This window comes from [Clostridium] fimetarium (genome assembly GCF_900111235.1).
GTDB classification, from domain to species: domain Bacteria; phylum Bacillota; class Clostridia; order Lachnospirales; family Lachnospiraceae; genus Clostridium_N; species Clostridium_N fimetarium.
Genome location: NZ_FOJI01000002.1, coordinates 401,953 through 428,291, shown reverse-complemented (window position 1 = coordinate 428,291; position 26,339 = coordinate 401,953). Strand labels below are relative to the sequence as shown.

Annotated in this window: 23 protein-coding genes and 1 other RNA gene; 5 read left to right on the top strand and 19 right to left on the bottom strand. The window is 33.5% G+C overall.

Going from position 1 to position 26,339, the window contains the following annotated elements:
* Positions 1 to 90: 90 nt before the first annotated feature.
* The 14 genes from BMY18_RS04310 to BMY18_RS04245 form a co-directional block, all read right to left on the bottom strand.
* Positions 91 to 609, bottom strand: a complete 519-nt coding sequence (locus BMY18_RS04310) for a DUF1003 domain-containing protein (RefSeq protein WP_092450895.1) — start codon at positions 607 to 609, stop codon at positions 91 to 93.
* 372 nt (positions 610 to 981) lie between these two features.
* Positions 982 to 1,351: a transfer-messenger RNA gene (ssrA, locus tag BMY18_RS04305) on the bottom strand.
* Between the two features lie 282 nt (positions 1,352 to 1,633).
* A complete protein-coding gene (locus tag BMY18_RS04300; RefSeq protein WP_092450893.1) occupies positions 1,634 to 2,518 on the bottom strand; it encodes a fructose bisphosphate aldolase in 885 nt (294 codons plus the stop codon).
* 194 nt (positions 2,519 to 2,712) lie between these two features.
* Entirely contained in the window at positions 2,713 to 3,246 is a 534-nt protein-coding gene (locus tag BMY18_RS04295) for a DUF2179 domain-containing protein (protein ID WP_092450891.1), read from the bottom strand.
* Positions 3,247 to 3,489: 243 nt separating this feature from the next.
* Positions 3,490 to 4,218, bottom strand: coding sequence for a PRC-barrel domain-containing protein (locus tag BMY18_RS04290; RefSeq protein ID WP_207647422.1), 729 nt, complete (start codon positions 4,216 to 4,218; stop codon positions 3,490 to 3,492).
* A 344-nt stretch (positions 4,219 to 4,562) separates the two neighbouring features.
* A complete protein-coding gene (locus BMY18_RS04285) occupies positions 4,563 to 5,642 on the bottom strand; it encodes a calcium/sodium antiporter (RefSeq protein WP_092450888.1) in 1,080 nt (359 codons plus the stop codon).
* A 181-nt stretch (positions 5,643 to 5,823) separates the two neighbouring features.
* Entirely contained in the window at positions 5,824 to 6,519 is a 696-nt protein-coding gene (locus BMY18_RS04280) for a class I SAM-dependent methyltransferase (RefSeq protein ID WP_092450887.1), read from the bottom strand.
* A gap of 136 nt (positions 6,520 to 6,655) precedes the next feature.
* The gene (locus tag BMY18_RS04275) at positions 6,656 to 8,479 is read right to left on the bottom strand and encodes a DUF4012 domain-containing protein (RefSeq protein ID WP_092450885.1); all 1,824 of its coding nucleotides are present in this window, start codon (positions 8,477 to 8,479) and stop codon (positions 6,656 to 6,658) included.
* Between the two features lie 526 nt (positions 8,480 to 9,005).
* Positions 9,006 to 10,325 carry an amidohydrolase gene (locus tag BMY18_RS04270; RefSeq protein ID WP_092450883.1) on the bottom strand — a complete coding sequence of 440 codons (1,320 nt, stop codon included), beginning with the start codon at positions 10,323 to 10,325 and terminating at the stop codon, positions 9,006 to 9,008.
* 23 nt (positions 10,326 to 10,348) lie between these two features.
* Positions 10,349 to 12,043, bottom strand: a complete 1,695-nt coding sequence (locus BMY18_RS04265) for an adenine deaminase C-terminal domain-containing protein (protein WP_092450881.1) — start codon at positions 12,041 to 12,043, stop codon at positions 10,349 to 10,351.
* Between the two features lie 53 nt (positions 12,044 to 12,096).
* Positions 12,097 to 13,152: an ABC transporter substrate-binding protein gene (locus BMY18_RS04260; RefSeq protein ID WP_092451022.1), complete on the bottom strand. Its 1,056-nt coding sequence runs from the start codon at positions 13,150 to 13,152 to the stop codon at positions 12,097 to 12,099.
* Between the two features lie 109 nt (positions 13,153 to 13,261).
* Positions 13,262 to 14,314 (bottom strand): ABC transporter ATP-binding protein, encoded by a 1,053-nt coding sequence (locus tag BMY18_RS04255; protein ID WP_092450879.1) that lies wholly within the window; start codon positions 14,312 to 14,314, stop codon positions 13,262 to 13,264.
* Between the two features lie 13 nt (positions 14,315 to 14,327).
* Positions 14,328 to 15,110 (bottom strand): ABC transporter permease, encoded by a 783-nt coding sequence (locus tag BMY18_RS04250; RefSeq protein WP_092450877.1) that lies wholly within the window; start codon positions 15,108 to 15,110, stop codon positions 14,328 to 14,330.
* Positions 15,103 to 15,936 carry an ABC transporter permease gene (locus tag BMY18_RS04245; RefSeq protein WP_092450875.1) on the bottom strand — a complete coding sequence of 278 codons (834 nt, stop codon included), beginning with the start codon at positions 15,934 to 15,936 and terminating at the stop codon, positions 15,103 to 15,105. Before BMY18_RS04245 ends, BMY18_RS04250 begins: the two co-directional genes overlap by 8 nt.
* Positions 15,937 to 16,193: 257 nt before the next feature.
* Here BMY18_RS04245 and BMY18_RS04240 point away from each other — a divergent pair, with 257 nt between their 5' ends.
* Positions 16,194 to 17,111, top strand: a complete 918-nt coding sequence (locus BMY18_RS04240) for a LysR family transcriptional regulator (protein WP_092450873.1) — start codon at positions 16,194 to 16,196, stop codon at positions 17,109 to 17,111.
* A 182-nt stretch (positions 17,112 to 17,293) separates the two neighbouring features.
* Here the strand turns inward: BMY18_RS04240 and BMY18_RS04235 are convergent, their stop codons facing one another.
* Entirely contained in the window at positions 17,294 to 17,986 is a 693-nt protein-coding gene (locus BMY18_RS04235) for a VanZ family protein (protein ID WP_092450871.1), read from the bottom strand.
* 557 nt (positions 17,987 to 18,543) lie between these two features.
* Between BMY18_RS04235 and rsgA the strand changes: the two genes are divergently transcribed.
* Positions 18,544 to 19,542 (top strand): ribosome small subunit-dependent GTPase A, encoded by a 999-nt coding sequence (rsgA, locus tag BMY18_RS04230; protein WP_170841287.1) that lies wholly within the window; start codon positions 18,544 to 18,546, stop codon positions 19,540 to 19,542.
* A 59-nt stretch (positions 19,543 to 19,601) separates the two neighbouring features.
* Here the strand turns inward: rsgA and BMY18_RS04225 are convergent, their stop codons facing one another.
* Both BMY18_RS04225 and BMY18_RS04220 read right to left on the bottom strand, forming a co-directional pair.
* Positions 19,602 to 20,789 carry an iron-containing alcohol dehydrogenase gene (locus BMY18_RS04225; RefSeq protein WP_092450867.1) on the bottom strand — a complete coding sequence of 396 codons (1,188 nt, stop codon included), beginning with the start codon at positions 20,787 to 20,789 and terminating at the stop codon, positions 19,602 to 19,604.
* Between the two features lie 61 nt (positions 20,790 to 20,850).
* Positions 20,851 to 21,183: an ArsR/SmtB family transcription factor gene (locus BMY18_RS04220; RefSeq protein ID WP_242940956.1), complete on the bottom strand. Its 333-nt coding sequence runs from the start codon at positions 21,181 to 21,183 to the stop codon at positions 20,851 to 20,853.
* Between the two features lie 380 nt (positions 21,184 to 21,563).
* Here BMY18_RS04220 and BMY18_RS04215 point away from each other — a divergent pair, with 380 nt between their 5' ends.
* From BMY18_RS04215 to BMY18_RS04205, 3 genes are all read left to right on the top strand, one after another.
* Positions 21,564 to 21,989, top strand: a complete 426-nt coding sequence (locus tag BMY18_RS04215) for a MarR family winged helix-turn-helix transcriptional regulator (protein WP_092450866.1) — start codon at positions 21,564 to 21,566, stop codon at positions 21,987 to 21,989.
* A 136-nt stretch (positions 21,990 to 22,125) separates the two neighbouring features.
* The gene (locus BMY18_RS04210) at positions 22,126 to 22,746 is read left to right on the top strand and encodes a nitroreductase family protein (RefSeq protein ID WP_092450864.1); all 621 of its coding nucleotides are present in this window, start codon (positions 22,126 to 22,128) and stop codon (positions 22,744 to 22,746) included.
* Between the two features lie 95 nt (positions 22,747 to 22,841).
* Positions 22,842 to 23,543 carry a pirin family protein gene (locus BMY18_RS04205; protein ID WP_092450862.1) on the top strand — a complete coding sequence of 234 codons (702 nt, stop codon included), beginning with the start codon at positions 22,842 to 22,844 and terminating at the stop codon, positions 23,541 to 23,543.
* A 143-nt stretch (positions 23,544 to 23,686) separates the two neighbouring features.
* Here BMY18_RS04205 and BMY18_RS04200 read toward each other — a convergent pair whose 3' ends face one another.
* Together BMY18_RS04200 and BMY18_RS04195 are read right to left on the bottom strand one after the other, a co-directional pair.
* Positions 23,687 to 24,106, bottom strand: a complete 420-nt coding sequence (locus BMY18_RS04200; RefSeq protein WP_170841286.1) for an HIT family protein — start codon at positions 24,104 to 24,106, stop codon at positions 23,687 to 23,689.
* A 112-nt stretch (positions 24,107 to 24,218) separates the two neighbouring features.
* Positions 24,219 to 26,303 (bottom strand): polyribonucleotide nucleotidyltransferase, encoded by a 2,085-nt coding sequence (locus BMY18_RS04195; protein ID WP_092450860.1) that lies wholly within the window; start codon positions 26,301 to 26,303, stop codon positions 24,219 to 24,221.
* Positions 26,304 to 26,339: the final 36 nt, after the last annotated feature.

Genomic DNA, 26,339 nt, shown 5'->3' with positions numbered 1-26,339 from the left:
ATTTATGTGTAGTTGAATAGAGATACATCTTACTTTTTAATTAAATTCGGTTTTACTATTGTCATTTTAATTGTTATTGATTTTATAGTTTTAATCGTTATTGATTTTATAGTTTTCAAGCTCAGATATTCTTTTTATCATTTTTTCTTGCTGTTCAATAATAATATCTAGCTTATTATGAATATCCTCGACAATTATCTCTGATTTCAAATTAACTTTGTAATCATTTTTTGCTCTTAATCTATCCTTTTGTTCTTGACGATTTTGGCTCATCATAATTACAGGTGCCTGAATAGCAGCCAAACATGACAAAATCAAATTCATTAATATAAACGGATATACATCAAAGGGCTTTGTTAATACTAATGCATTTAATCCAATCCATAATACTAATATAATAAAGAAATAAATTATAAACGTCCAGCTACCAGCAAACCTCGCAAGACCATCTGCTGCTTTTTGACCAAGTGTTAATTTGCTATCATGATCAAATATTGCATCCTTTGAAACCCGCTCTTGCAAAAGTGTATGTAGAATATCTTCGTCTTCTTCTGCAATCACATCATCTTCAAGAATTTCTTTGATTAAATTCAATTTTTTTTCAGTCATCTTATTATTCCTCTCTGAAAGCCATACTTAATATATCAATTTACTGTTTTATTAGTATAATCTTTTTTGTAATATTATGCTAATAAAAATTTAAAATATCTATCACTTTATTTTCGTCTTTGGTAATTTCACATTCTTTATATTGTCCAATATACTATTCACAATATGAAAATATCCGTATAAAAATATGAACCTTGACTAAAAATAAAAAAGCAAATACAAAACTAGGAGTGTATACACATGCTGAAGTATCCGAAAAAAGATATCAAAATAATAGGCCTGCACTCATTATTCAAAATAGGGGAGAATTGAGGATTTTTTTTATATTATGGAAAAAAAATAAGGATATGACTAAAAGTCTTATCCTTACTTCAGTGGAGATGACGAGAGTCGAACTCGTGTCCGAAGCCCCTCCTCAATGTTTTCTACATGTTTATCTCATTTTTAGTACCACTTTGTTGTTTAAATAAGCAAACCTTTCATTGTGGACTGTATAGGATTTTCGTCAAGTTTGCATAACAGTTTTTACATCCTTGCTTATCTACTTTGGTTGACCCTCACGTTTTAGCAGTAGAAAACATTTCATGAGAGTTTAACCAGATTTCTCTGGTAGCACTTTTAGGCTGCTGCTAAAGCTCTGTTGTTTGTGTTAATTATTTTTTTTGAGAAATTTTAGAGTAGATTCCTCGGCTACTACATGCTTGCATTGATTATAAAACCCCGTCGAAACCTTTACATCCCCGAAGGGTAATCATGTATTGGTTGTATTCTAAATAATAAATAATTCAAAACACATATAATTAACTAACAAAATTTACAGTTCTAACGTATCTAGATTATATAGTATTATGGATTTTCAGTCAAGTGGGAATTACTGATGGGTATAAATGATTCAATGTAAATAATTAAAAATGGCTCCTTTCGGGATAACAATAATCTAATAGAAGCCACTTTCTTTAATTTTATTTTTTTCTTTCGTGAAATTCCTATTATATATTATACGGGAAAATTCTATTAAATTCTATTAAATGGAGGCTTCATAAATCGATTGAATAGATTGATCTAACATATGGTTAAACGCTTCATCACTTTGGTTTACGTTTAATCCTTCCGTTAATGCCCTTGAAAAGCTTGCAATTAGATTATGATTTTTTTTCAATTTCTCATTCGCTTCTTCTCTTGGATACCCTCCTGAGAGAGCAACGACTCTTACTACATTTGGATAATTCATAAGCTCTTCATAGAAATTATCTATATCTGGAATGGTCACTTTAAGCATTACCTGATAGGTTGGGTCCAAATTTTTCAAATGTTCTATAAGTTCCTTTTTAAGAATTGCTTCTGCTACTTCTTTATTTGGAGTATGAATATCTACTTCTGGTTCTAAAATTGGAATAAAACCGGCTGCCGATATAACTGCTCCAATTTCAAACTGTTGGTCTACAATTGCCTTAATTCCAACTTCATTTGCTTCTTTAATTACAGAACGCATCTTAGTTCCAAAGATATGGCGATCCTTTGCACGTACTAGCAATTCATCAAGCTTAGGAATAGGCTTCATTAACTGAACGCCATCCTGTAAATCTAATAGGCCCTTATCCACTTTAAGAATTGATAAAATCCCTTTGTTTTCCCAAAGATAATCTGCACTGTATTTCCCTGCGACTTTTAAATCCATGGTTTTTTCAAAGAGGATAGCTGCAAGAATTCTTTCTTTTGTAAAAGCTGGGCTTTCCATGATTCTTGATCTCATTTCATGCATTAATTGTATCATCTCAGATTCATCCGTATACGTTTCTTTCGCAATACCGTATAATCCAAGTGCTTTAGGCGTACTACCACCACTTTGATCTAGCGCAGCGATAAAACCTTTATCATTTTTCATTCTTTCTAATTGTACCATATTCATAAACACACCTCCGTATTTGAATTGTATTTCCTTTTGATTGCAGTTCCTTTTGAACTTTAACCCTTTTCTATATAGTTCTTTTGTATATTGTTCCTTTTGTAATATAGTTCTTTTCTTAATTTTTTTGCATTTTAATTCTTTTATATTATATATCTTTTGTATTATACATCTTTTAAAATAAATGAAAAGCAAGTTTATTTTCTTAAGAATCCACCATGAATAATCTTTGAATCATTCACAACAATTACAGCATTTTCTAGATTGGTTTTAATGATATCTACCGCTTGTGAAATACGTTTACGCTTAATATGTAGAAACATAATATCACGTAGGCCATCTTTACCCTTGCCTTTTATTGTAGTAACTGCAAAGTTATTTTTTCTAAGTTTAACCGCAAGTTCTTGGCTTCCGCTGCACTCGGGTACTATTACTTGAATAGAACATAACCCAAACGCTAATCTATCTTCCATCCATGATCCTACATAATTTCCAACGGCAAAAGCAATTGCAAAAATAATTACCTTAAAAATATCTTTTTGAAAACCTGTTAATACAGTTCCTGTTATAAATAACCAAAGGAGCATTTCCAAAATGGCAATTAGTGATCCTTTTATTCTTTCTCCACGATTTATTAATACAAGTCTTATTGTGGAAACCGCAACTTCTAAGATTTTGCCAAAAAATATAAATAAATAAATCCATATACTACTTCCCTGCAAAAATTCCATTATATTTACCTTCTATTCAGTGTATTTTAATTCTATGCTTCCAGCTGTCTGCTTCCACTTGATTTACGCAAAAGAGATGACGCTCAAAAATGAGAGTGTCACCCCAAAGGTTGCTTTATTAAATTTGTCGAACGTTATCGGTATGTCATAGCTATAGCTTTCTATATGTCATTACCTACATGCGTAGCAGCATTCCTTTTCTCACTTTTGCCCAATATAAATATTTCTTATTAGTCTTATATTTTACTTGATAAAATCATTCTTGACATCTGATCCAGTGGTCCAGTATCCCTCACGATTATAATGTTGATACAGACTGGTCTCAAAGTCTCTGTTTAGTATAGTCTCTTCGGTGTACTCTGGTGACTGTTTGATATCCTCACAAAGAAAGTTTACGGATAATTTTGACTCGTCCCAACTAACGCTCTCTATCCATTGTGGCGCAAGTAAAATCTTTTTCCCAGGTAACCAATTCTGTGTGTCAATTACTAGATAACGTATCTCCCATGTCTCATCATCGATAATGAAATCCTCTAAATGACCAATTGTATCGTCTATACCTTGAATGTTATAGCCACTCACATTATGGGCACTACGTAAATGAGGATCCCATTCATCCCGTTCTTTAGCTGCCGCAATTAACATTTCCTCATCATTTTCAGCTGGAATAAAAGGTAGTATTGCACCAGCCCCTCCCATTTCCATTCCCATACCCATTCCGTACATTGGCAATGCAAAATATCCATAAAAATTTTCCTGAAATTGTTTTGATACCGGCTTATCACTATCCAAATTTGGGCTGTTTTCAATTTGGTCTTTTGTCAAATTAACGTTAATGCATTCCTCGTCTTTATTAATAGATGTTATCGAATTAGGTGAGAGTAACACTTGTCTACCAGTTAACCAATTTCCTGTATTCGCAATCAGGTATCGAATAGTCCAGTATTGATCCTCAAAGTAGAGATCTTTCACTTTTCCTATTTCACCATCAAGGCTGCTCAATTTATAATCATTTATTATTTTAGCTTTAATTAACATATCATTACTCCTTCTATTTTAGTTCAGTAGAATTCAAACAATCGGCAGTTGACTGATTCTGTCATTTTGTTGTAATAGTATATCCATTTTCTTTTAACTAGACCTTCTTGTATAATGTCTATAGTTTATATTATAGCACGAATAGTTAGAAAATTCAAACTCGCCTCAATTATTATGCACTCTATTTCCATAATATAGCATTATAATATGTTAATTACCGAATAATAAAACCACTTACTACCTGCTGCAAAGAACTAAAAGTTGCTTTCCACTGAGCATTAAAAAGCACTTACTATATTGGCCCCTAAATATAACAAATAAATCGAAATCAGAAAAATGCCTTCTTTTTTACTTATTTCATCAAATTTACTATTATATGCAAAATAACCAAATACTGCTACTATAATTCCTAATGCTATAAAGTTTATGCTGTAAAACTCCTGCGATACTTCTATTCCGCCTGGTGTAAGCGCAGCCGCTGTTCCTACTACCATTATAATATTCAAAACATTTGCGCCCATAATATTTCCTATAGCAAGTCCACCATGTTTTCTTTTTGCTGCACTAATACAAGTACTTAACTCAGGAACACTAGTTCCAAAGGCAACTAAAGTTGAGGCAATTATAACATCTGGGATTCCAATCCTTACTGCCAAAACTTGTGCCGACGCAACCAAACTTGATGCACTTAATGCAATGATTAAAGCTGCAAAAAATAATTGTAAAATGATGATTGTAATATTACTCTTCATTTTTTCTTGTACTTTTTCTTTTATTATTTCATTCACTTTTTCATTTACTAATTCATCCGCTTTTTCATTCACTTTTTCATAAATAAATTTAGATTTTCTCTTCTTTTTTCCCTCTTTATTTTCTTGATTAACCAGAAAAAATAGATAAACAGGAATTAATATTAGGAAAACAAATCCCATCCATTGTGGTATAAGTCCAGCATTTCCATTGATTTTATATGGCATTGTAGGTAAAATCAGAAGAAAAACCGCTAAGATTAGAATACTTAATTTCTGCGATGACTTTCTATCTACTGGAATCTTACCATACAAAGCTCCAATTCCAATAATCAAACTGGTATTTGTTATGATGGATCCCACTGCATTCCCCAACGCAAAGCTCCCATTTCCCTGTAATGCTGAAGTAACTGATGCCGAGAGCTCAGGAAGGGTCGTTCCTACTGAAACGATAGTCGCTCCAATAATAATTTCTGGTAATCCCCAGATTTTTGATAGTTTCACAGCATTATCAACTAATATATCTGCTGATTTTGATAATACGAATAGCGAAACAATGAGTATAATCAATATAATTATAATATTTGAATTTCCTAGAAAATTAGTCATTTGTTATATCTCCTTTAATTTTAATAAATTGGACGCCAAAAATGGAGGGTCTCTAAATTAGAGACTCTCCACCCAAAAAGTCGATTTCTTGCCTATTAGTAATATAATGGCAACCGTCGTTTTATTCTTTAATTGTCTATAGTTTAACATATAATAGACTTCATTTCAAGTAACCACTCTATTATTTTTTACAACTCAAGAAATATTGAATCATAGGTCCTACTTTTTCTTTTATTTCTATTTCAAAGTAATCTTCTAACATGTCTTCAAATTCATAACATGACATATCAAATTTATCAGTTCTACCTAAATATTCCTCTATCACCATCGTAATTTCACACTCCGGGCTCCCAATGTCTGGAACATCAAGAACAAATTTCGCATATGGCTTTAAAATTCGATAAACTTCGGTAATAGCTTTTTCAACGAAGTCTTTTTCAAAATACTCGAGAGATCCAATACATGCTCCTATTTCAAAAAAGTTAGTATCAAAAGGTGTTTCATGCATGCTACCGCAATATAATGATCCAATTGTCAAATTATTCTTTGCGACAAACTCATGAAGTAGTTGAATTGTTTTGCTACTAATATCAACACCATAATATGTTGATGGCCATTTATTGTATCCACCAAACATTAGATTTAGGCAGCACCCAAGATCAATAAAATTCATATCTGTAGTAGGAGATAAATAATCTATAATTTCTTGTCGCCCACTATCTGAAAGTATCCCGTCCATTTGCATCTTTTGAAATAAAGGATAGCCTGGATTGTTTCTAATATGCTCTGGTAATTCTTTATATAAATCAATCCCTCTTCGACCCAAATCAATGCCTTTATCGTAAGATTTTGCTACTAATTCCAAATGATTTTCCACTATATTAAGCCCCCTCTCGCTAAATATATAATTCCGATTTCAACTGCATCAACACATCCTATTTTCCGATATGCTGATTGATTACTAATACCCATTTTACTGAATGGCTCTGATACGCATACATCTGATCGTATTTTTATCTATAATTCTGTAAAGTAGGAGTTGCGCTTATCGTTAATGGACCAACCACATCCACTGCCGTCGTCACCTTATAAGTAATTTCAACTGGGTTATTTGGATAAATCTTCAAATTGAGGCAGTATCCTAACTGAAGTCCTTGGTAATTAGCATCCAATATATTCATTTTATTGCTCGATTCAAAACTAGAGATTGTACCTCCCGTAGGTGCGAATAGGTGCACATATCCCTTCATAGCTCCATTATAATTGCCTAAGATATATCCACTTGCCTTAGATAACTCTTCGCTGCTAATCGTGTTATTCAGAATAACTTTTACATCATAGGTATATGTACCATCAGCATTCATAACTCCATCCCCAACTTCTGTATTAATATCAATGAACCAGCCTAACTTTGATGGGTCATTGCAACTAAAATACACGCCTGCCACAGCATTATTTTTACCTGTATTTAATACCCCTGAGCATCCGCTTTCGATCAAAAATGCTTCTTCCTGTTCATCAGCCATCCAGAGCATAATACTTCTATTCTTTGCTCCTTTTGAAAATATTGAGAAATAGTTCTTAGCCTCTTTAACATTAAAGTTTGATTCAAATAAATCCATTGTTTTCTTCGCCGTCTCAGCAAATAATGCGTCGGCTATATCATTTGATTGTGAATCAGACTTACCCTTTGAAAAATACTTAAAATATAAGTCGTACTGCAATACTCTTGTTGCATTATCTCCGTTTAACACAGTTCCATCAGATAATGTAACCTCTCCACATAATGACAACATATCCTGTATAATCGTTGGAGCCAATGAAACCACCCCATCGACATGTTTCTGATTCATATCCCCATATGAAAGTGCCCAAATATACGCCGCCCTAGAAAAGTCAGGATCGTACCCTGCATCTCTTGGTAATTTCATCCAATTGTCAAATAGTTCTACTTCTGTCTCAGTCACACCAGCTGTTGTTGGCGTATAATAAGGTAATACCTTGTAAACAGACTGAAAATCTCCAACTTTAAGGAAACCATCCTGAATCTGAATCGTTCCTATGGATCCAGGGAATCCTCCTAAAGCTCTAATTTCTGATGAATTTTGAGCAACCAAGAGATAAAAACGATTCTCCCCGTTTCCCAATATCGTTTTAAACACAGGTAAATACTCTTTTAATTCGTTATATTGCGTACTCAGTCCTGTCATCGTATCCTTATATTTTGCGAACTTTCCTTCTTTGTCTATGAGACCAAGAATGCCATCCATTCTAGGAAGCAATTCATCAATTCTTGATGCCAGATTGCTAATCTTACCATCCATTTCATCTGCAAAGTCTACATAAGAAAGCAAAGTTCCAACATTAAACCCATTCTCATTTTTTAGATCAGATATAGGATATTCACTCATCTGCGTAATTAAGGGCTTGATCACATCCTCAGATGCAGTCTGTAACACATCCAGTAATTCATTCACTGCTGCAATATTCTTCTTCATACTCGAATTAATAGAAAGGGTTTTCCAAATGGACTTATCTAATTCTGACTGCATTGATCTTGACAGTTCTTCAGCATTATTAATCGCTGTATGAGCCCCATCATAATCCTGTGCTTTGATACAATCCATAGAAACCTGCAAATCGCTCTTTACCTCCACCGCCTGCTTTTTCAATGATTTTGCACTATTTAAAACAAGTACCCCAAATACTGCAAAACACGCAATGATAGCGAATAAAACACAAACACTTATGATGATTATAATTCTTTTCTTTTTCTTTCCTTTTTTTAAAGGAGTTTTTTTAAGATGCTGTACATTAACTTTTGAATCTGTTCCCATATTGAATTTTCCTCATCTTTTTTTATATTATAGTTAGAATATTCTCATGCACTTATTATTTTGCGCAAGACTTCAAATATTGCTCTTTTAGGAGTATATCAGACATTGAATAAATACACAATTACTAAGATTCCTCAATGATTTATTATCCACATATTCAACACTCCTAAATACGATTTTTCTATTCTTCTTACTTCACCGTATAAATATAATGTGCAACTCGGCTGTGCTTTCAAAAAGAACTCTATCGAAATCATCTCTGTTATAATAATAATTCAATTGCAAATAGAATAAATTAACATCTGATTTATTATTCAATAATAATCTAGAATCCAGTTTTATACAATGTTTAAATTCTTCTAAATTCATTTAAGATGATAATATATACTACTTTTAATGCAATAAGATAGGGTGCTATAATATGACCGATTTTACTTAGCTTTAATTTATCTATAATAATAAGAAAAGCCAGAATAAGAGTTAGTTCTTAACTAACATCTTACTCTGGCAATTTGAATTAGACGAACTATAACAGATGCTCTTGAAACAAATTATTTTCCCGCTGCATCATCTGATTCATCAACTCTTCTCTCAAATCCTTTAAATTATGTTCTTTTAATTTTTTATCTTTTACCACACATTTTCCAGCCACAAATACCATGGATACATTAGAACTATTGGCACTATAGACAAGGGTTGAATAAGGATCATAAATTGGGAACATATTCACAGACTCTGTTTCCAAAAGTACAATATCTGCTTGCTTTCCAGCTTCCAATGAGCCTATATATTCGTCTATATGTAGCGCTTTTGCGCCATTTATGGTTCCCATCGCCACAATGGAACTGGCTGGGAATAAACTTCTGTCTCGATTGATATTTTTGTGAAAATCAGCAAATAATTTAAACTGAGTGATGATATCCAAAGTATTTCCGCTGGCTGGCCCATCAGTTCCTAAGCCAACTGTAATTCCATGTTCAATCATATCTTTAACTGGAGCGATTCCCTTAGCAGCCTTCGTATTAGAGCCAATACAATGGGCAACGGATGCATTTTTTCCCTTCATGATTGCAAAATCACCGTCATTCATATAAATGCAATGTGCGGCAACCAGTCTATCATCAACAATCCCCAGATGATTCATATATGCAATTGGGGACATTTGATATTTTTCCATAAAATATTGTATTTCATAATCCATTTCAGAGATATGCATGGTTAATGGTACGCTATATTTACGTGACAATTCATGTGCCTTACATAAAACATCTTCACTACAGGTTGTTGTACTATGGGGTGCTATACAAGGAGTGATTAGAGGATGGTTTTGATACTGTTGAATAAATTCCTCCGCGTATTCAAGACTCTCATAAGGATTTTCAAAATCACATGCACCCTCATCTATAATTGTCTCTCCAAGAAATGCCCTGATAGACATATCCTGCGCTGCTCTCGCGGTTTCTTTTTCAAAATAGTACATATCCATTACAGTCGTGATTCCACCTAAAAGCATCTCACTTAACGCATATTTCGTCGACGCATATACAAGTTCTGGAGACATCTCGGCTTTTTCCATTGGTAAAAGGAATTTTCGCAATCTGTCTACACAGTCATCCTGTAATCCACGAAAGGGAATCATTCCAAGATGAGAATGCAAATTAATCATTCCTGGCATCAGAATTCCTCTTTTGCCATCTATTTCTTCGCATTCTGCAGGTTTTACATAATCCTTTCGGTCACCAATCAAAGTAATTTTGTCATTTTTAAATTGAATAAATCCATCTGGAAATACTTCATTTTCAGAATTCATGGTTATCACTATTACATTTATAATTGAAGTTATCATACATTCACCTAATTTCGATTATTCTATTCTATCAGAGGTACAAAAGTCTGTGTCTTAACATGAAAAAGTCCTCTGTCCGTCATTTTTATTTCAGGCGAAACTACAAGCGCAAGTGTCGAAATCGACATAATTACATTATTATTACAATATCCTAATCCTTCAATTGCATCCCGTACCTTTTTTATTTGTTCTGCCAACACTTCGAGTGGCTGCTCCGACAGAATACCTCCAATATTTAATGGAGCCTCCGCGATGATTTTTCCGCACTTAGATACACTATATCCACCCTGCATAGAAAGGATGTTATGTTGAACAGCAATCATATCTTTTACAGAGTTTCCAATCACTAACAGATTATGGCTGTCATGTGACCAAGTCGTCGCGACTGCACCTTTTTCTTTTAATGCATTCTCTACAAATCCATGGCCAATATTCCCATTTTTTCCATAGCGTTCAAAAATGGTAATTAAAGATAGCCCGGCTTCCTGCCAGCATATCTCCCCCTCTTTTACGTCCAGCTTCACCTGCTTTTGCTTTGTAAAGGTACCAAACTTAGAAATTTTAATTACATTTGCAATTACACTTGTGCAACCTTCTTTTACTGGAATATGAAAATCTGACGGATTGGCTTTCCGGCAATGAATGGATTCGTAAAAATGTTTTGGAAACAGGTTTTTATAATCGCAAGAATTATCTAAACAATCTTGAGTGACCTTTTTTCCTGATTTATAAACCTGTTCTACCAAAAATGTGTCTAGATTATTTAAAATTACAAAGTCGGCGATTTTGCCTGGTGCTATCACGCCCCTGTCGAAAAGCTGCATTCTTCTCGCCGGAGTGTAGGTTGAACAGTAAATAGCCTTTTCTATTGGCATTCCCAACCTTACAGCTTCTTTCAGTATTTCATTCAATTGTCCTTTGATCAGTTCATCTGGCATCGTATCATCTGTCACCAGTGCTACCGATTCATACAAACAATATTGATTGATTGTATCAAATATTTCCTTGGATAAGGATTTTTTCTGTAATTCAAGAAACATACCCAAATCAACCTTTTCAAGAATCGTGGCTGCCGTCTGCTGGGTATGGTCTGAGCTTACTCCTTCAAACAAATATCTGGCACACTCTTCATGCGTTAATTGTGGGCAATGTCCTTCAATGAGAATATGCCTTGGGTTCTTTTTACAACACTCCATAATTCTTTTAATCCTAGTACTCTCCTCTGAAATCATGTCTTTAAAGTTCATTACTTCTCCCAGGCAGATAATTTTATCATTTTGCAATAATTGCTCAACTTCCGCTATATCAATTACTGCGCCTGCGGTTTCAATGTTTTCACTGGTAGATGGGACACTGGATGGAATGCCATAAAAAATATCCAAACTAGTTTTCTGCTTCATAAATACCTCAATCCCTTCCATTCCAAAAACATTTGCAATTTCATGGGGATCTGCCACAACTGTGGTTACGCCATATTGCAACACTGTTTTTGAAAATTCTATTGGATAAGTCATAGAGCTTTCAATATGCATATGAATATCAATGAGGCCGGGAATTATAAATTTCCCGGTCGCATCAATTATTTTACAATCTTTTTCGTTAATCACAGGCGCCATATCATAGATTCTGTCGCCTGCTATTGCCATATCTTTTTTTTCAAAGCATTGTCTGTATGTCTGAAAAACATAAGCATTTTTAATTATCAAATCAATCTTCATTGTACTCTCCGATCGTAATTGCTTGCATGTATTGTCTTTCAAACAAACACAAATTAATTATTTAATGTACGGTTCCACTGATCAACCCAACTGTTTAAGATAGGATTTACAAAAGAATAATCGACTGCTTTTGCATTTGCTGCAACATCACCATAAGTCATATTTGCTGCTTCCGCTGCTGTAAATGTTACTTTTTTATTCGTAGGAGCTTCATTTAATGCAAGTCCTGTTATCGTCTGTAATTCACTGCTAATTCTGTAATTAATATATTTGTAAGCTAAATCTTTATGCTTTGAATTTTTGTTAACACTTAAAATATTAAAGTTTGCATAAGTACCCTTTGGTGTGAAGTATACAAGATTCGGATTTGCTTTCATTAAAACTGGAACTGCAAAATCACCAACGATTGCTGCAGTCACTTCCCCTGATGTAAACATATTTACTAGATCAGAAGATTTTGTATAAGTTTTAACAATATTAGGCTTTAATTCCGACAGCGCCTTAAATGCAGCTGTTCCATTATCAGTCTTTATATTTACACCCTTGTGATCACTTGCTATATAAACCATTGCTGGTCCAAAAGTAGTTGTTATATCAGGAATAGCAATTTTTCCTTTTAATACGGCATTCCACAAATCATCAAAGCTTTTAATCTCAAGGCCCACAGTAGCAGGATTATATATAATTCCCATGCTGTTAATTGTATAAGCAACACCATTTCCGTCTCCAGCAAATGTCTTTGCTACATCAATCATATCACTCACATTTGTAAGTTTGCTTAAATCAAGTTTTTCAAATAAACCAGCTGAAATTCCCTGGGCAGTCAATGCCTGGGATAATTCGATTACATCTACTGTTGAATCAGGATCAGATGATAATTTTGTGTATCTTTCTGCTGCTGTTCCTGTATCTGTAACAATATCGCAGTTATTCAGGCTTTCAAAAGGTGAATATACCTTTTCTTCAGATATATCTGCACTTAAACCGAAGGTTGATAATATAAGTGTTTGTTTTTCAGTACTAGCAACAGTTCCATTGTTCGCATTAGTTGTTCCACAACCTGTCAACAAAATCATAACACTTAAAAATAAAGCTACTCTTTTTTTCATTTTCTTCTCCATTCTGTGTCCTGCTTTTGCAGGATACAATTCCTATTTCTCACTTATGGCAAAAATAGAATATCTCATATAGTATTTATATTAAAGACAGGGCCAAAAATCATTCAATCTCTGACTTATCTATCAAAACTAATTTATTTCTTGGGAAAAAGAGTTTTATCTTATCTGCTTCATTCATCAATATATCTGTAGATAAATTCACCAGAAATTTTCCTAGCTTCGTCTCTACTTGATACTGATAACCTTTTCCTAGAAATGTGCGGACACCAATTATTCCATCTATCGTATTCTCAGTCTGTTCCCCGTTTGCAATGTGAATGTCATCTGGTCTGATTGTACCTAAACATTCTTCTTTATCACTGAATCCATCAGAATAAAAGATGTTTTGATTATCAGCAATGAATGACTGCTCTCCACTCCGTTTTAGGTTAATAAAATTCTCAAACCCTATAAACCGGGCAACAAATTCCGTTTTAGGTTTCTGGTATATATTTTCGGGTGTGTCGTACTGTTCAATCACACCTTTATTCATAACGGCAACTTTATCTGATATGGAAAAACATTCTTCCTGATCATGCGTTACGAACAAGGTCGTAATTCCAAGTTGCTTTTGAATTCGTTTGATTTCCATTCTCATGTTAATTCTTAATTTTGCATCAAGATTACTTAAAGGTTCATCCAAAAGCAGGAGTTTCGGTTCAATGACCAAAGCTCTGGCCAGTGCCACGCGCTGCCTCTGTCCACCGGATAATTGATTTGGAAAACGATTTGCCAGATCAGTCAGTCCACATACGGTCAAAATATTTTCAACTTTAGATTTTATTATCAGTTTTTTGATTTTTCTGAGCTTTAATCCAAAGGCAATATTTTCATATACGCTTAAATGTGGAAATAATGCATAACTTTGAAATACAAGTCCAAAATTTCTTTTATTTACAGACACGTGAGTCATATCTGCTTCATCAATGAGAAATTTTCCAGCTTTGGGTTCAATAAATCCAGCGATGACCCTTAATGTTGTTGTTTTTCCACAACCACTTGGTCCCAAAAGCGATACGAACTCCCCTTCTTCTACCTCAAGATTCAAATTTTTAAGGATATGATTTTTTTTATCATAACTAACATCTATATTTTTCAAATTCATATATGCCATCTTATTCTTCCTCCTATTTTGCCAGTGAAGCAATTCCTAGTGTTTTATCGACAATAATCATAATGATTACAGTGCATAGCATCAGCAATACGGATACCGCTGATACGCTTGGATCATAATTATATTCAATATAGTTCATTAAGGTAGATGGGAATGCCTTAATTCCCGGTCCTGATAAAAACATAGAAACAGGAATATTATTAAAGGAATTAATAAATGCAAGCATAAATGCTGCTGATATTCCAGATGTAATATTAGGAAGTACTATCTTAAAAAACGCCTTTATTTTACCACATCCAAGGCTCCAGGCAGCTTCTTCAATGGAAAAATCAAACTGCTCCATACTAGATCCCACAATTCGAATTATATAAGGAAGTGTAATCATAAAATGACCTGCCAACAATCCGTAAAAAACAGGTATTCTCATAGTTAATACGATTGACTGGTACAATGCAAACCCAACTACAATACCAGGAACAATGGCCGGTGATAAAAAGATGGATTTTATAATCTGCTTGCCCTTTATTCCGGATTTTGTGAGTGCATATGCTGCCGGTACACCAACCAGTATAGCAATCACCGTTGCTAGCGTTGAAATCTCAAGGCTGGTTATAAATGATGTTTTAAATGATTTTTTTGAAAACACAACAGGAAACCATTTAAGGGAAAAAGAATCAATCGGAAACTTGATAGCTGATCCTGAACCAAATGCAGTTATCGTAATTATAATGAGAGGAGCCACCAAAAAGATAAATACAAATATTGCAAATATTGTAATCATTTTATGTTTACGCATGTTTTTCTCCTCTCTTATCCATTTTCCCTGCAATTATATTAAACGTTTTAATAACGATTAATGTTAATACAATCATAATAAAAGAAATAACTGCTGCTCCGCTCCAGTCGGAAAGTGACATTGCCCGCTGATAGATGAGTGTTGACAATACCATATTTTTATTTCCACCTAATAACTGAGGTGTTGTATATGCAGTAAGGGTTCCTGTAAACACCAGGATTTCTCCTACAATAATTCCAGGGAGGCAAAGTGGAAAAACCACCTTCATAAAAGCTTTCAACTGACCAGCACCCAGACTCTCGGCCGCTTCCATTAAATCTTTGCTGATATTTTCCATAACCCCACTCACAGTTACAATCATTAAAGGAAGAAACAAATATACAGAGCCTATAATAATAGCAAATTCACTATATAATAATTTTATGGGCGCATTGATTATTCCAGTTTTTAATAAGAAGGAATTTACAATGCCGCTGCCGCCTAATATATTAATCCATGCAAAACTTCGTATTACGGAGTTTGTCATAAGCGGAAAGATGGAGACTGCAAGTAGGATTCCCCTCCATTTCTTATTGCATAAACTGATAAAATAAGCAGTGGGAACACCTAAGATTCCACACACGACAGTTGTAATTGCAGCAATTCTTAATGTTCTTGAAAATATTCCCAGATAATAATCGTCCTTAAAAAAATTAATGTAATTGCTCATCGCATAATTCCCACTGAAAATCGTAGGCGAAATAACTTTAACCAGCGGCAGAAACAGGCACACAAACAAGATTACAAGCCCTGGGATTATCATGATTATTGATGTACTTCTTTTCATGTTATACTCCTTTTATCAGGATATTTTAGCAAAAATAAAAGGAGTCATATTATATAGTTAAATATGACCCCTTTGTCACTGCTCTATTGTAATAATATATTTTTGAATTGGATACAAAATAATTATTGCAATTTAGACTATGGTCAGTATAGAATGAAGATAGATATATGTCAAATATATAAATTCTATAAATATTATGCATTAAAGCTATAGTTGTAAATAAGTTGTAGCTACGCACATATGGAAATGAGGAAAACATGGAACTAAAAGAAGCGCGATATATTCTTGCTATTTCAAAGAATCAAAGTATAAGCAAAGCAGCTGAAGAATTATTTATTACCCAGCCGTCTCTGAGCAAATATTTACAAAACATCGAGCATCAGCTTGGAACGAAATTATTCGACAGAATCAGTAATAAATATTATCCCACTTTTATTGGAGAACGATACCTCCATTATGCCAAAAAAATTGTAGATTATGGTTCTGAATGGATGTCTGAGTTAGATGACATAACAAATCAGGACTCTGGACGTATTAATATTGCAATACCAATCATGTTAGGTACTTCTATTATTCAACCCACCCTTACCGACTTCCACAAACAATATCCCAATGTAAAAATCAACTTATTAGAAGAAGTTAATTTTGTAGCAGAACATACTCTTGAAGATCACTCTGTCGATCTCATCTTGTATAATGTCTATGAATACCCACAACATCTGACCTATGAGATATTAGATACAGAGGAAATCGTTATGATTGTATCAAAAAAAAATCCCCTCTCCACCCACGCAATAACAAAAAAAGGATTTCGTTATCCATGGATAGACTTAAAGGAATTTAGTCATGAAAAATTTATTCTGTTATATCCTGACCAGACAACAGGAGGTATTGCTCAAAAGCTATTTAAGGACTATAAGATATCACCGGAGATTCTGCTCTATACCCGAAACAGCGAATTATCCATCCGCCTTGCCATGGAAGGCGTAGGAATTGCATTCGCCCCCGAAAGTTATTTTCAATGTATGGCGAAAGACGATACAAGCTTATGTTTCTCCGTTGGACTTAATAGAATGCAGACGTCACTGATTGTGGGATATATGAAAAACAGGTATATGCCACAGTATGTAAAAGCTTATATTTCTATTATTCGGGAATATTGTAGGGATAGGTAGGGGAGGGGAGTATTTAGATCTGGTATTTTAATGGACTTTAATCGATTTTAATTCGATTTTTATTTTGAAAGTACCAGATTAAAGACTTGAATCCCACTGTATGGGAAGGATAATAACAATATTCAATTCTTACATGCCACCAATATTTTCTAATTCGAACTAGTTCACAATCCATTCCGCACTTATATCAACAGCATTCTATTTAAAAACTTCTTTATAATACCTTTTCTTATTATTGCAAAAATCAAACAAGCCCCGGCCATATTTAATATGAAATCATCTATGTCACAACTGCCTAATCTAAATATTAACTGTGCCACTTCTATACCAAGCAATATTGATGCTAGCGTTGCTAAAAATAGAAACCACTTATTTTGTTTTTTGAATATTGCTGGAAGCAGAAAGCCCATAGGCATAAACATCATAAAATTACCCAGCAAATTCTCTATGACGATGCTCATGTTAATATGACCAGCAAAATAAATTGAAAAATAATTATATATGGTTTTAAAAGGTATAAAATTACTGTTAAATTTAATATACTCCAATAAACTTTGATTATTATGACCGGACTGAAATATACGAAACCCTCCAAAAACAAGAATAAAAATAATATTCACATACATAAAAAGCATTACTGACTCTGCTACTAAAATTATCTTTCTTTTATTCTCCTTTTTTACAGATAATATAATTATTATGGTTCCCAAAATCATAGGACAAGCAATTACTCCTCCGAGAGAAATAAATCTTCCTATGTCAAACATTGGTTGCCTTTGAAAAGAATTTATTCCTACAAAAACAGCAAGAATCATACCAACTAACACTAACACACCACCCACTATTAGTAGTACTACCTTCTTTAATATTTTCATTTTTCCCCCTTTGTATATTATTTGTATATTATTTGTATATTATTTGTATATCATTTGTATATTAATTGAACGAATTAGGATGATTCAATAATACATTCCAATTAATTCCATTATTTCTACCTTGCTTTTAATATAACATAACTTTTATATCTAATAAACCAATTTTAAAATTCATTTTATTTCATCTTCATCATATAATTCTTACTTTGCAATAAATGTGTCTTTCAAACAAAATGTCTATCTCTTCTACCTATAAACAAATTGACATTAACGCCATATATGATATACTAAAATCACTTAGCGTTGCCTAAGTAAATACAACAAAAATATAAGTCAAGGAGGAATGTAAAATGATGAGAGAAATGGTGATTTACTATTAATTAAATATCGGGCATAAAATTTACGTATGCCATTCCTTGTCCTTATATGAATATTGCTTTTAACAAGACGCATATCAGAGTGTCTTTTTTTGTGTCCATTTTTAAGTGGATTATGTTGCTAAAATATATATCAGGCCTATGCTATGGTACTTTTATGCTCAGAAAAAGGAGTATAATTTGGAAGAAAAAGAAAAGGGATTTGTAGTTGCAGTGCATAGAGACAGGTATGAAGTTGAGGTTTTAGGTGAAACCCTCTATGCAAAGCTAAAAACTGGAGTGTATTACAATATGAAACTGGAAGTGAAGTTTCCAACGGTAGGCGATGAGGTGGATATTATCATAAATCCGTTTGGAGATAGCCTTATTGTTGGAACGAAAGAACGAAAGACTGGATTTTTAAGAAATAACCCGACACCCGGAATGGGTGAGCAAACAATTGCGGCAAATTTTGATTATGTATTTATAATGATGTCCTTAAATCATAATTTTAATTTGAACCGCATGGAACGGTATCTAACGCTTGCCTGGCAAAGCGGTGGCATACCAGTTGTTATTTTGACAAAAGTTGACCTATCCGACGATGCAAATGAAAAAATACGGTTGACCAGAGAAGCTGCAGTAGGTGTTGATGTATATGCGATAAGTTCAATTACAGGCTATGGCATGGATGAGCTGAACAAATATTTTGAAAAAGGAAAAATAATTGTATTTCTAGGATCATCTGGTGTTGGAAAATCCACATTTGCGAATACGCTTCTAGGTGAGAATATTATGGATACAAATGAAATCAGAGAAGGTGATTCCGAGGGACATCATACTACCACTCATCGTCAAGTCATTAAATTACCTGGTGGCGCAATGATTATTGATACACCTGGAATGCGAGAACTGGGGATGTGGGAAGCTGATGAAGGTGTCTTCCAAACATTTGAAGATATTGAAACTATCATACTCAAATGTAAATACAAAAACTGCTCCCATAAAACTGAACTCGGTTGTGCCGTGAAAACCGCTTTGCAAAATGGTACCCTTAGTGAAAAGCGCTGGCACAATTATAATATGCTAAAAAAAGAGTCGGAAAGGGCTAAACATAAAGAAACCTTTTTTATTAGGCAGAAAAAAAAGCATATAGCTGTAAAAAAAGAACCTAGGCGGAATAACAAAATAGATTATTAAAAAAATCTACATTATAAATTTATATACTATTTTCCTATTAAAAATTCATTTACAAATAATCACAAAAGCTCGATAACACTTCTTAACTGTTTTTCATTCCAGATAACGGGTACAGGATAAGCTGGATTTGCCTCTTTCATAGCTCGCCTTATGATTTCAGGAATATCTTCCTTTTTTACAACATTCAGCTTATTTTGAATACCCATACTTTGATTCATTTGGTTAATAGCACTTATGAAGTTTCGAGATTTTTCTTGCTGTGTTTTTCCACTAATACCAACAGCGTCTGCTAATTCAGCTAACTCCTTGTGTATAGCTTCTCCATAGGCCTGCAATACCACTGGAAGAATAACAGCATTCGCATGACCATGAGGTACTCCATACAAACCGCCAAGACCATGGGCAATTGCATGTACATAACCCACATATGCCTTAGTAAATGCCAGTCCGGCATAATAAGAACCCATAAGCATATTTTCTCGTAACTCTAAATTGTTTCCGTCTTCATATACTTTTGTGAGATTATTAAAGATCAATTTGACTGCATCGAGCGCATATTTTTTTGATTCCTTTGAAGCAAATTTATTAATATATGCTTCAACTGCATGCGTCAGTGCATCCATTCCTGTATCAGCAGTCAGATTTTGCGGCAGTCCACATGTTAATTGAGGATCCAATATTGCATATTTCGGAATGAGACAAGTGTCACTTACTGCATATTTGTAATGAGTGCTGCTGTCTGTTATTACTGCAGCTACTGTTACTTCAGAACCAGTACCAGCGGTCGTAGGCACTGCATATAGAGGTGGAAGTTCTTTTCTAATTTTGAATAAGCCGGTCATTTGAATTACACTTTTTGCCGGCTTTACAATTCTTGCACCAACAACTTTAGCACAGTCCATAACAGAACCGCCTCCTATTGCTACAATCGCTTCACACGCTTCTTTACGATAAACTTTGACAGCATCTTCAATACATTCAATAGATGGGTCAGGCAGAACATTATCAAAAATTGTATACAGTATATTCTCTTTTTCAAACTCATCAAACAGCTCACTTAAACTACCCCGTTTTATAAATCCTGAAGTAGTTATAATTAAAACTTTTTTCACCCCATCCTGTTTTATTATTCGAGGTATCCTGTAGATACTACCTGCACCTGAGATGAACTTGGGTATCCGCCAAGGAATAAGTGGTTGTATTTTACTCAGCATATATTGTCTAGAACGATAGTAGTATTTTTTCATTTTCTATATATCTCCTTTTTAACATTAAGTTTTTATAATTTATTAGTTTAATCATTAATTTCTATATTAAGTCGCAATTATTTTCTATTGTAGTTGTCAACCTTTTTAAATTCTCGACAGCGGATTTCAAAGTTAAGTAGTAATAATTTTCAACTCCTTTATTAATTACACCAACTATCCCTGCTTGTTTTAAAATTTTAAGGTGATGGGACACTGCAGGTCTTGATAAATTCATACGCTCTGTTATTTCATTTACTATAATCCCTTTCACTGGATATTCCGCTATTATAAGGATAATCTCCTGTCTTTTCTCATCATTTAAAACCGAGAATATCGGAATGCAATCTTTAAAAATTGTCATAATATCTATATTTGCTTTTATATTAAATGGCATATTATTACTCCTTAAATTTATTCTGATATATGTTTATTAGTTTAATCTAATAAACATATTTTACCACAACCCATCATTTTCTGTCAATATTATTATTTATCATGTAAACTTTATATCAATCAACTTCCAGTCACATTTCTGTTAGTACAACAACTTATTTGTGCTTAGTAAATATTTTGATATATTATCCATTCTATATTATTTCCAATAATGTCTTGACATCAAGATAATATTAGAATATAGTTATCTTGAGTTCAAGATATTATCATTCATTAATTATCTCGAAATATAATATTATCATTATTTAAATATAATTTTTCCGATACTTATACAAAGATACAAAATCAAGATACAAAAGTTACAGAAATGGAGGTCTGAATATGAGTGATGTAAATCTAAAATTAGTAATTGCAACCACTAGATTTTACAACATTTTACTATCAAAAATAGAAAAGGAAATACAAGAATTTGATTTAAACATGAGTGAATTTGGTGTTTTAGAGATGCTATTACACAAAGGTGAACAGCCTGTACAAAAAGTTGCAGAACGTATTTTAGTGACTAGCGGTACTATTTCCTATGTAATAGACAAATTGCAAAAAAAAGGTTTTGTGTATCGAAAGAATTGTGAAAAAGATAAAAGAGTTTTTTATGTCTGCCTGACAGAAACAGGTGAAAAATATATTTCAGATATTTTCCCAAAGCATAAACAGTTTATTGATGAATTATTTAGTGGTTTAGACGATGATTTCAAAAAAGATTTAACAGTAAAATTATTTGCAATGCATGATTCTTTAATACAATAAGATTCGTTAATACAATGTTAGATTCATCTACGCAAAATGTTTCGTTAATACAATAAGATTCTTTGGATAATAAGATTCTTAAGAAGAATAGACAAAATGAATATAAAAACAAATAGATACAAAGGAGAATAAAAACATGGACCAATTTCAAACAGTAGTGAGGGAACGCCGTTCCGCTAATAAATTCCTAAAGGGAATTAAGATACCTAGACAAGATTTTGAAACGATTTTTGAGGACTTATCAAATGCACCTTCTTGTTTTAACTTACAACATGCACATTACTATGTAGGTGAATCAGAGGAAGTACTTGCGCAATTGTATGAAGCTTCCAATAATCAATATAAAGTATTAACATCATCTGCAACAATTATTGTAACAGGTGATAAAGACGCATATAAAAAGGCTTCAGAGATCTTTGAAGCATCAAAATTCCTTAAAATTATCGATGAGGAAGAATATGATAATATGATAAATGCCATAAATGGTTTATATGAATATGGTGGTGAAGCATTTCAACACGATGAAGCCATAAGAAATGCTTCAATATCATCAATGTTATTTCTTTTATTGGCAAAAAATATAGGCTGGGATAGTTGCCCAATGATCTATTTTGATCAAGATAAAGTACGAAACATTTTCGACATTCCAGAAAACGAAATTCCAGTACTAATGATTACAATGGGAAAAATGGATAACACAAGTGTTAGAGTTAGAGGCTATCGCAAGCCACAAAATGAATATGTAAAATTCAAATAATAACTTACTCTTTAAGATTAGTTTTAACATGCAACCCGCATATTTATTCACTAATTTCATAGAAATTTAAATATATTTAGAAATGAGGTACACTTATGATTCGAAAAATAGAAATGCAAAATATGGGCAAAAGTAATCTTGGTTGGCTTAGAAGTATTTTTCACTTTTCATTTGCAGGCTATTATAACCCAAACAATATGAACTTTGGAGTTTTGAGAGTCATCAATGATGATTTAATTGACCAAGAGGAAGGATTTGATACGCATCCCCATAAAGATATGGAAATTATATCTTATGTCGTAGATGGTGAACTTACGCATGCAGATAGCATGGGAAACAAACGATCATTGAAACGTGGTCAAGTTCAGTATATGAGTGCAGGAACCGGCGTATATCACAGTGAGCATAACTATGGCAACGAAATCTTAAGAATCCTTCAAATATGGATTTTACCTGATAAAAATGGGTATACACCTCATTATGGAGATTATATGTTTGATTGGAATCTTAGAAAAGATAAATGGCTTAAAATTGTTTCTGGTCAAACTGGGGATGCCCCAATAAAAATAAACCAAGATGTCAATATCTATGTTTTAGAGCTAGATAATGAAAAAGAAATAGAACTAGCCGTTAAGAAAAATAGACAAGCATATTTAGTACAAATTGAGGGCGAATCCGATATTAACGGCGTTCAGCTCAGCCCCAAAGATGCTTTGGAAATCACTGAAGAAAATATACTCGTAAAATCCAATGGCGTATCACATTATCTTGTTATTGAAATGAAATTGCAGGACTAAAAAAGGAACCTTCCTATACAAATTAATTAGGAAGGAAAAAGGAAAGTTTTCTAACCATAAAAAATAGCGCAGAGAAATGAATCTCTACGCTATCTTTTTATCTTCCTATTATTAATTGATAATATTATACTACAACTTTTAACTTAAAGATTATCTTTAATCTTCTGAATCATTTCTGCATATTCTACTTCTGAAAGATATTTAATATCTGGATTCATAGCAAATGTTCCGCCCCATTCATATTCATCTTTGTATTTTGGTGTAAGGTGAAAATGAAGGTGGTGACCTGTATCACCATACGCTCCATAATTGATTTTATCTGGATGAAATGCAGCCATAATAGCTCTTGATACTTTTGCAATATCTTCGAAGTAAGCACTTCTTCCTTCGCTTGTAAGGTCATTCATATCACCAACATGTTCTTTATGCGCTACAACACATCTGCCTGGATGACTTTGTTCTTTGAATAAGAATACTTTGCAAGTATCCAATTCACAAATCTTAATACCAAACTTTGCTACTAATTCACCTTCAACGCAATATGCGCAATTTTGATCTATCATTTTAGTATTTTACCTTCACTTATTTATTTTAATTGCCATGATCGGCTATTTATCTAACCTATCATGGCAACTAATTTTGATTATTTGTCTATTTACTATCTGCTATTTACGATTATTTTACATCTTTAATGCTATAGCTTGTTCTGCCCATCTTATCTTTTCCTAGGCAAACGCATCTAACATGCTGTCCAATTGAAAGAACATCTTCAACATGTTCAACTCTATCTTTAGAAATCTTAGAAATATGAACCATTCCTTCTTTTCCAGGAGCGAATTCAATAAATGCACCGAATTCTTTAATACTTATAACATTACCTTCGATTTCCATTCCTTCTAATAAATCAGTTGTAATTGTCTTGATATATCCGAGAGCTTTATCCATGCTTTCTTGATCAACGCCACAAACTGAAACTGCTCCATCATCTGTGATATCGATTTTAACTCCAGTTGCTTCGATAATCGCATTGATTGTTTTTCCTCTTTGTCCAACAACTTCACCAATCTTAGCTGGATCAATCTTGATTTGGATGATTTTAGGTGCATATTTTCCAACTTCAGCTCTAGCAACTGCAATAACTGGTTCCATAACATCTGTAAGGATTATTTCTCTAGCAAGCTTTGTTTTTCTGATTGCTTCTTCAATGATTGGTCTTGTTAAACCATGTATTTTCATATCCAATTGGATAGCTGTGATTCCATCATGAGTTCCTGCAACTTTAAAGTCCATATCGCCAAAGAAATCTTCAAGTCCTTGTATATCTGTAAGAACGATATAATCATCGTCTGTATCGCCTGTTACGAGGCCTGTTGATATACCAGCAACTGGTTTTTTGATTGGAACACCAGCAGCCATAAGTGCAAGTGTACATGCACAAATACTTGCCTGTGATGTAGAACCATTTGATTCCATAGTCTCTGAAACTGTACGAATTGCATATGGAAATTCTTCTGTTGAAGGAAGAACAGGCATTAATGCTTTTTCTGACAATGCTCCATGTCCTATTTCACGACGTCCTGGACCTCTAGATGGTCTTGTTTCACCAACTGAGTATGAAGGGAAGTTATAGTGGTGCATATATCTTTTAGATGTTTCTGCAGAATCAAGACCATCAATTCTTTGCGCTTCTGACAAAGGAGCTAAAGTAGCAATTGCAAGAATCTGAGTTTGTCCACGTGTAAACATACCTGAACCATGAACTCTTGGTAAAAGATCTATTTCAGCTGAAAGTGCTCTCATTTCTGTGATTGCTCTACCATCTGGACGTTTGTGATCTTTAAGAATCATTTTACGAACAGTTTTCTTTTGATACTGATAAATTGCTTCATCAAGTACTTCTAACCATTCTTTATTGTCAGCAAATGCTTCTTCGAATTTTTTAGTGATTTCTCTTATATTATTTTCTCTAACTTGTTTTTCATCTGAAAAAACGGCTACTTCCATTTCAGCTGGAGTAACGATTTCTTTCATTTTTGCAAATAATTCAGCTGGAACTGCACAACTTGTATATGTGTGCTTTTCTTTGCCACATTCAGCAACAATTGTATTGATGAACGTAATTACTTTTTTATTCATATCATCTGCAGCAAAAATTGCTTCGATCATTTTATCTTCTGTAACTTCATTTGCAGAAGCTTCAATCATAACAACTTTGTCAGCTGTAGACGCAACTGTTAACACAAGATCTGAAACAGCTCTTTGTGCAGCATTTGGATTAATAACAAATTCACCATCAACCAAGCCAACAATTGTTGTTGAACAAGGGCCATCAAATGGAATATCTGAAATTGATGTAGCGATAGCTGAGCCTAACATTGCTGTAAGTTCTGGGCTGCAATCTGGATCTACTGACATTACTAAATTGTCGAGTGTAACATCATTTCTATAATCATGTGGGAATAAAGGTCTCATAGGTCTATCAATAACACGTGATGTCAAAACAGAATTCTCTGAAGCTTTACCCTCTCTTTTGTTAAATCCACCAGGTATTCTACCAACTGAATATAATTTTTCTTCGTATTCAACACTAAGTGGAAAGAAATCAATTCCTTCTCTTGGTTTAACTGATGCTGTTGCTGTTGATAAAACTACTGTATCACCATAGTGCATAAATACTGCACCGTTTGCTTGTGCTGCCACTCTACCTACATCTACTGTAAGGGTTCTGCCAGCTAATTCCATACTAAAACTTTTGAACATAATCTTCTCCTTCAAAAACTCTTATTTTTTATTTTT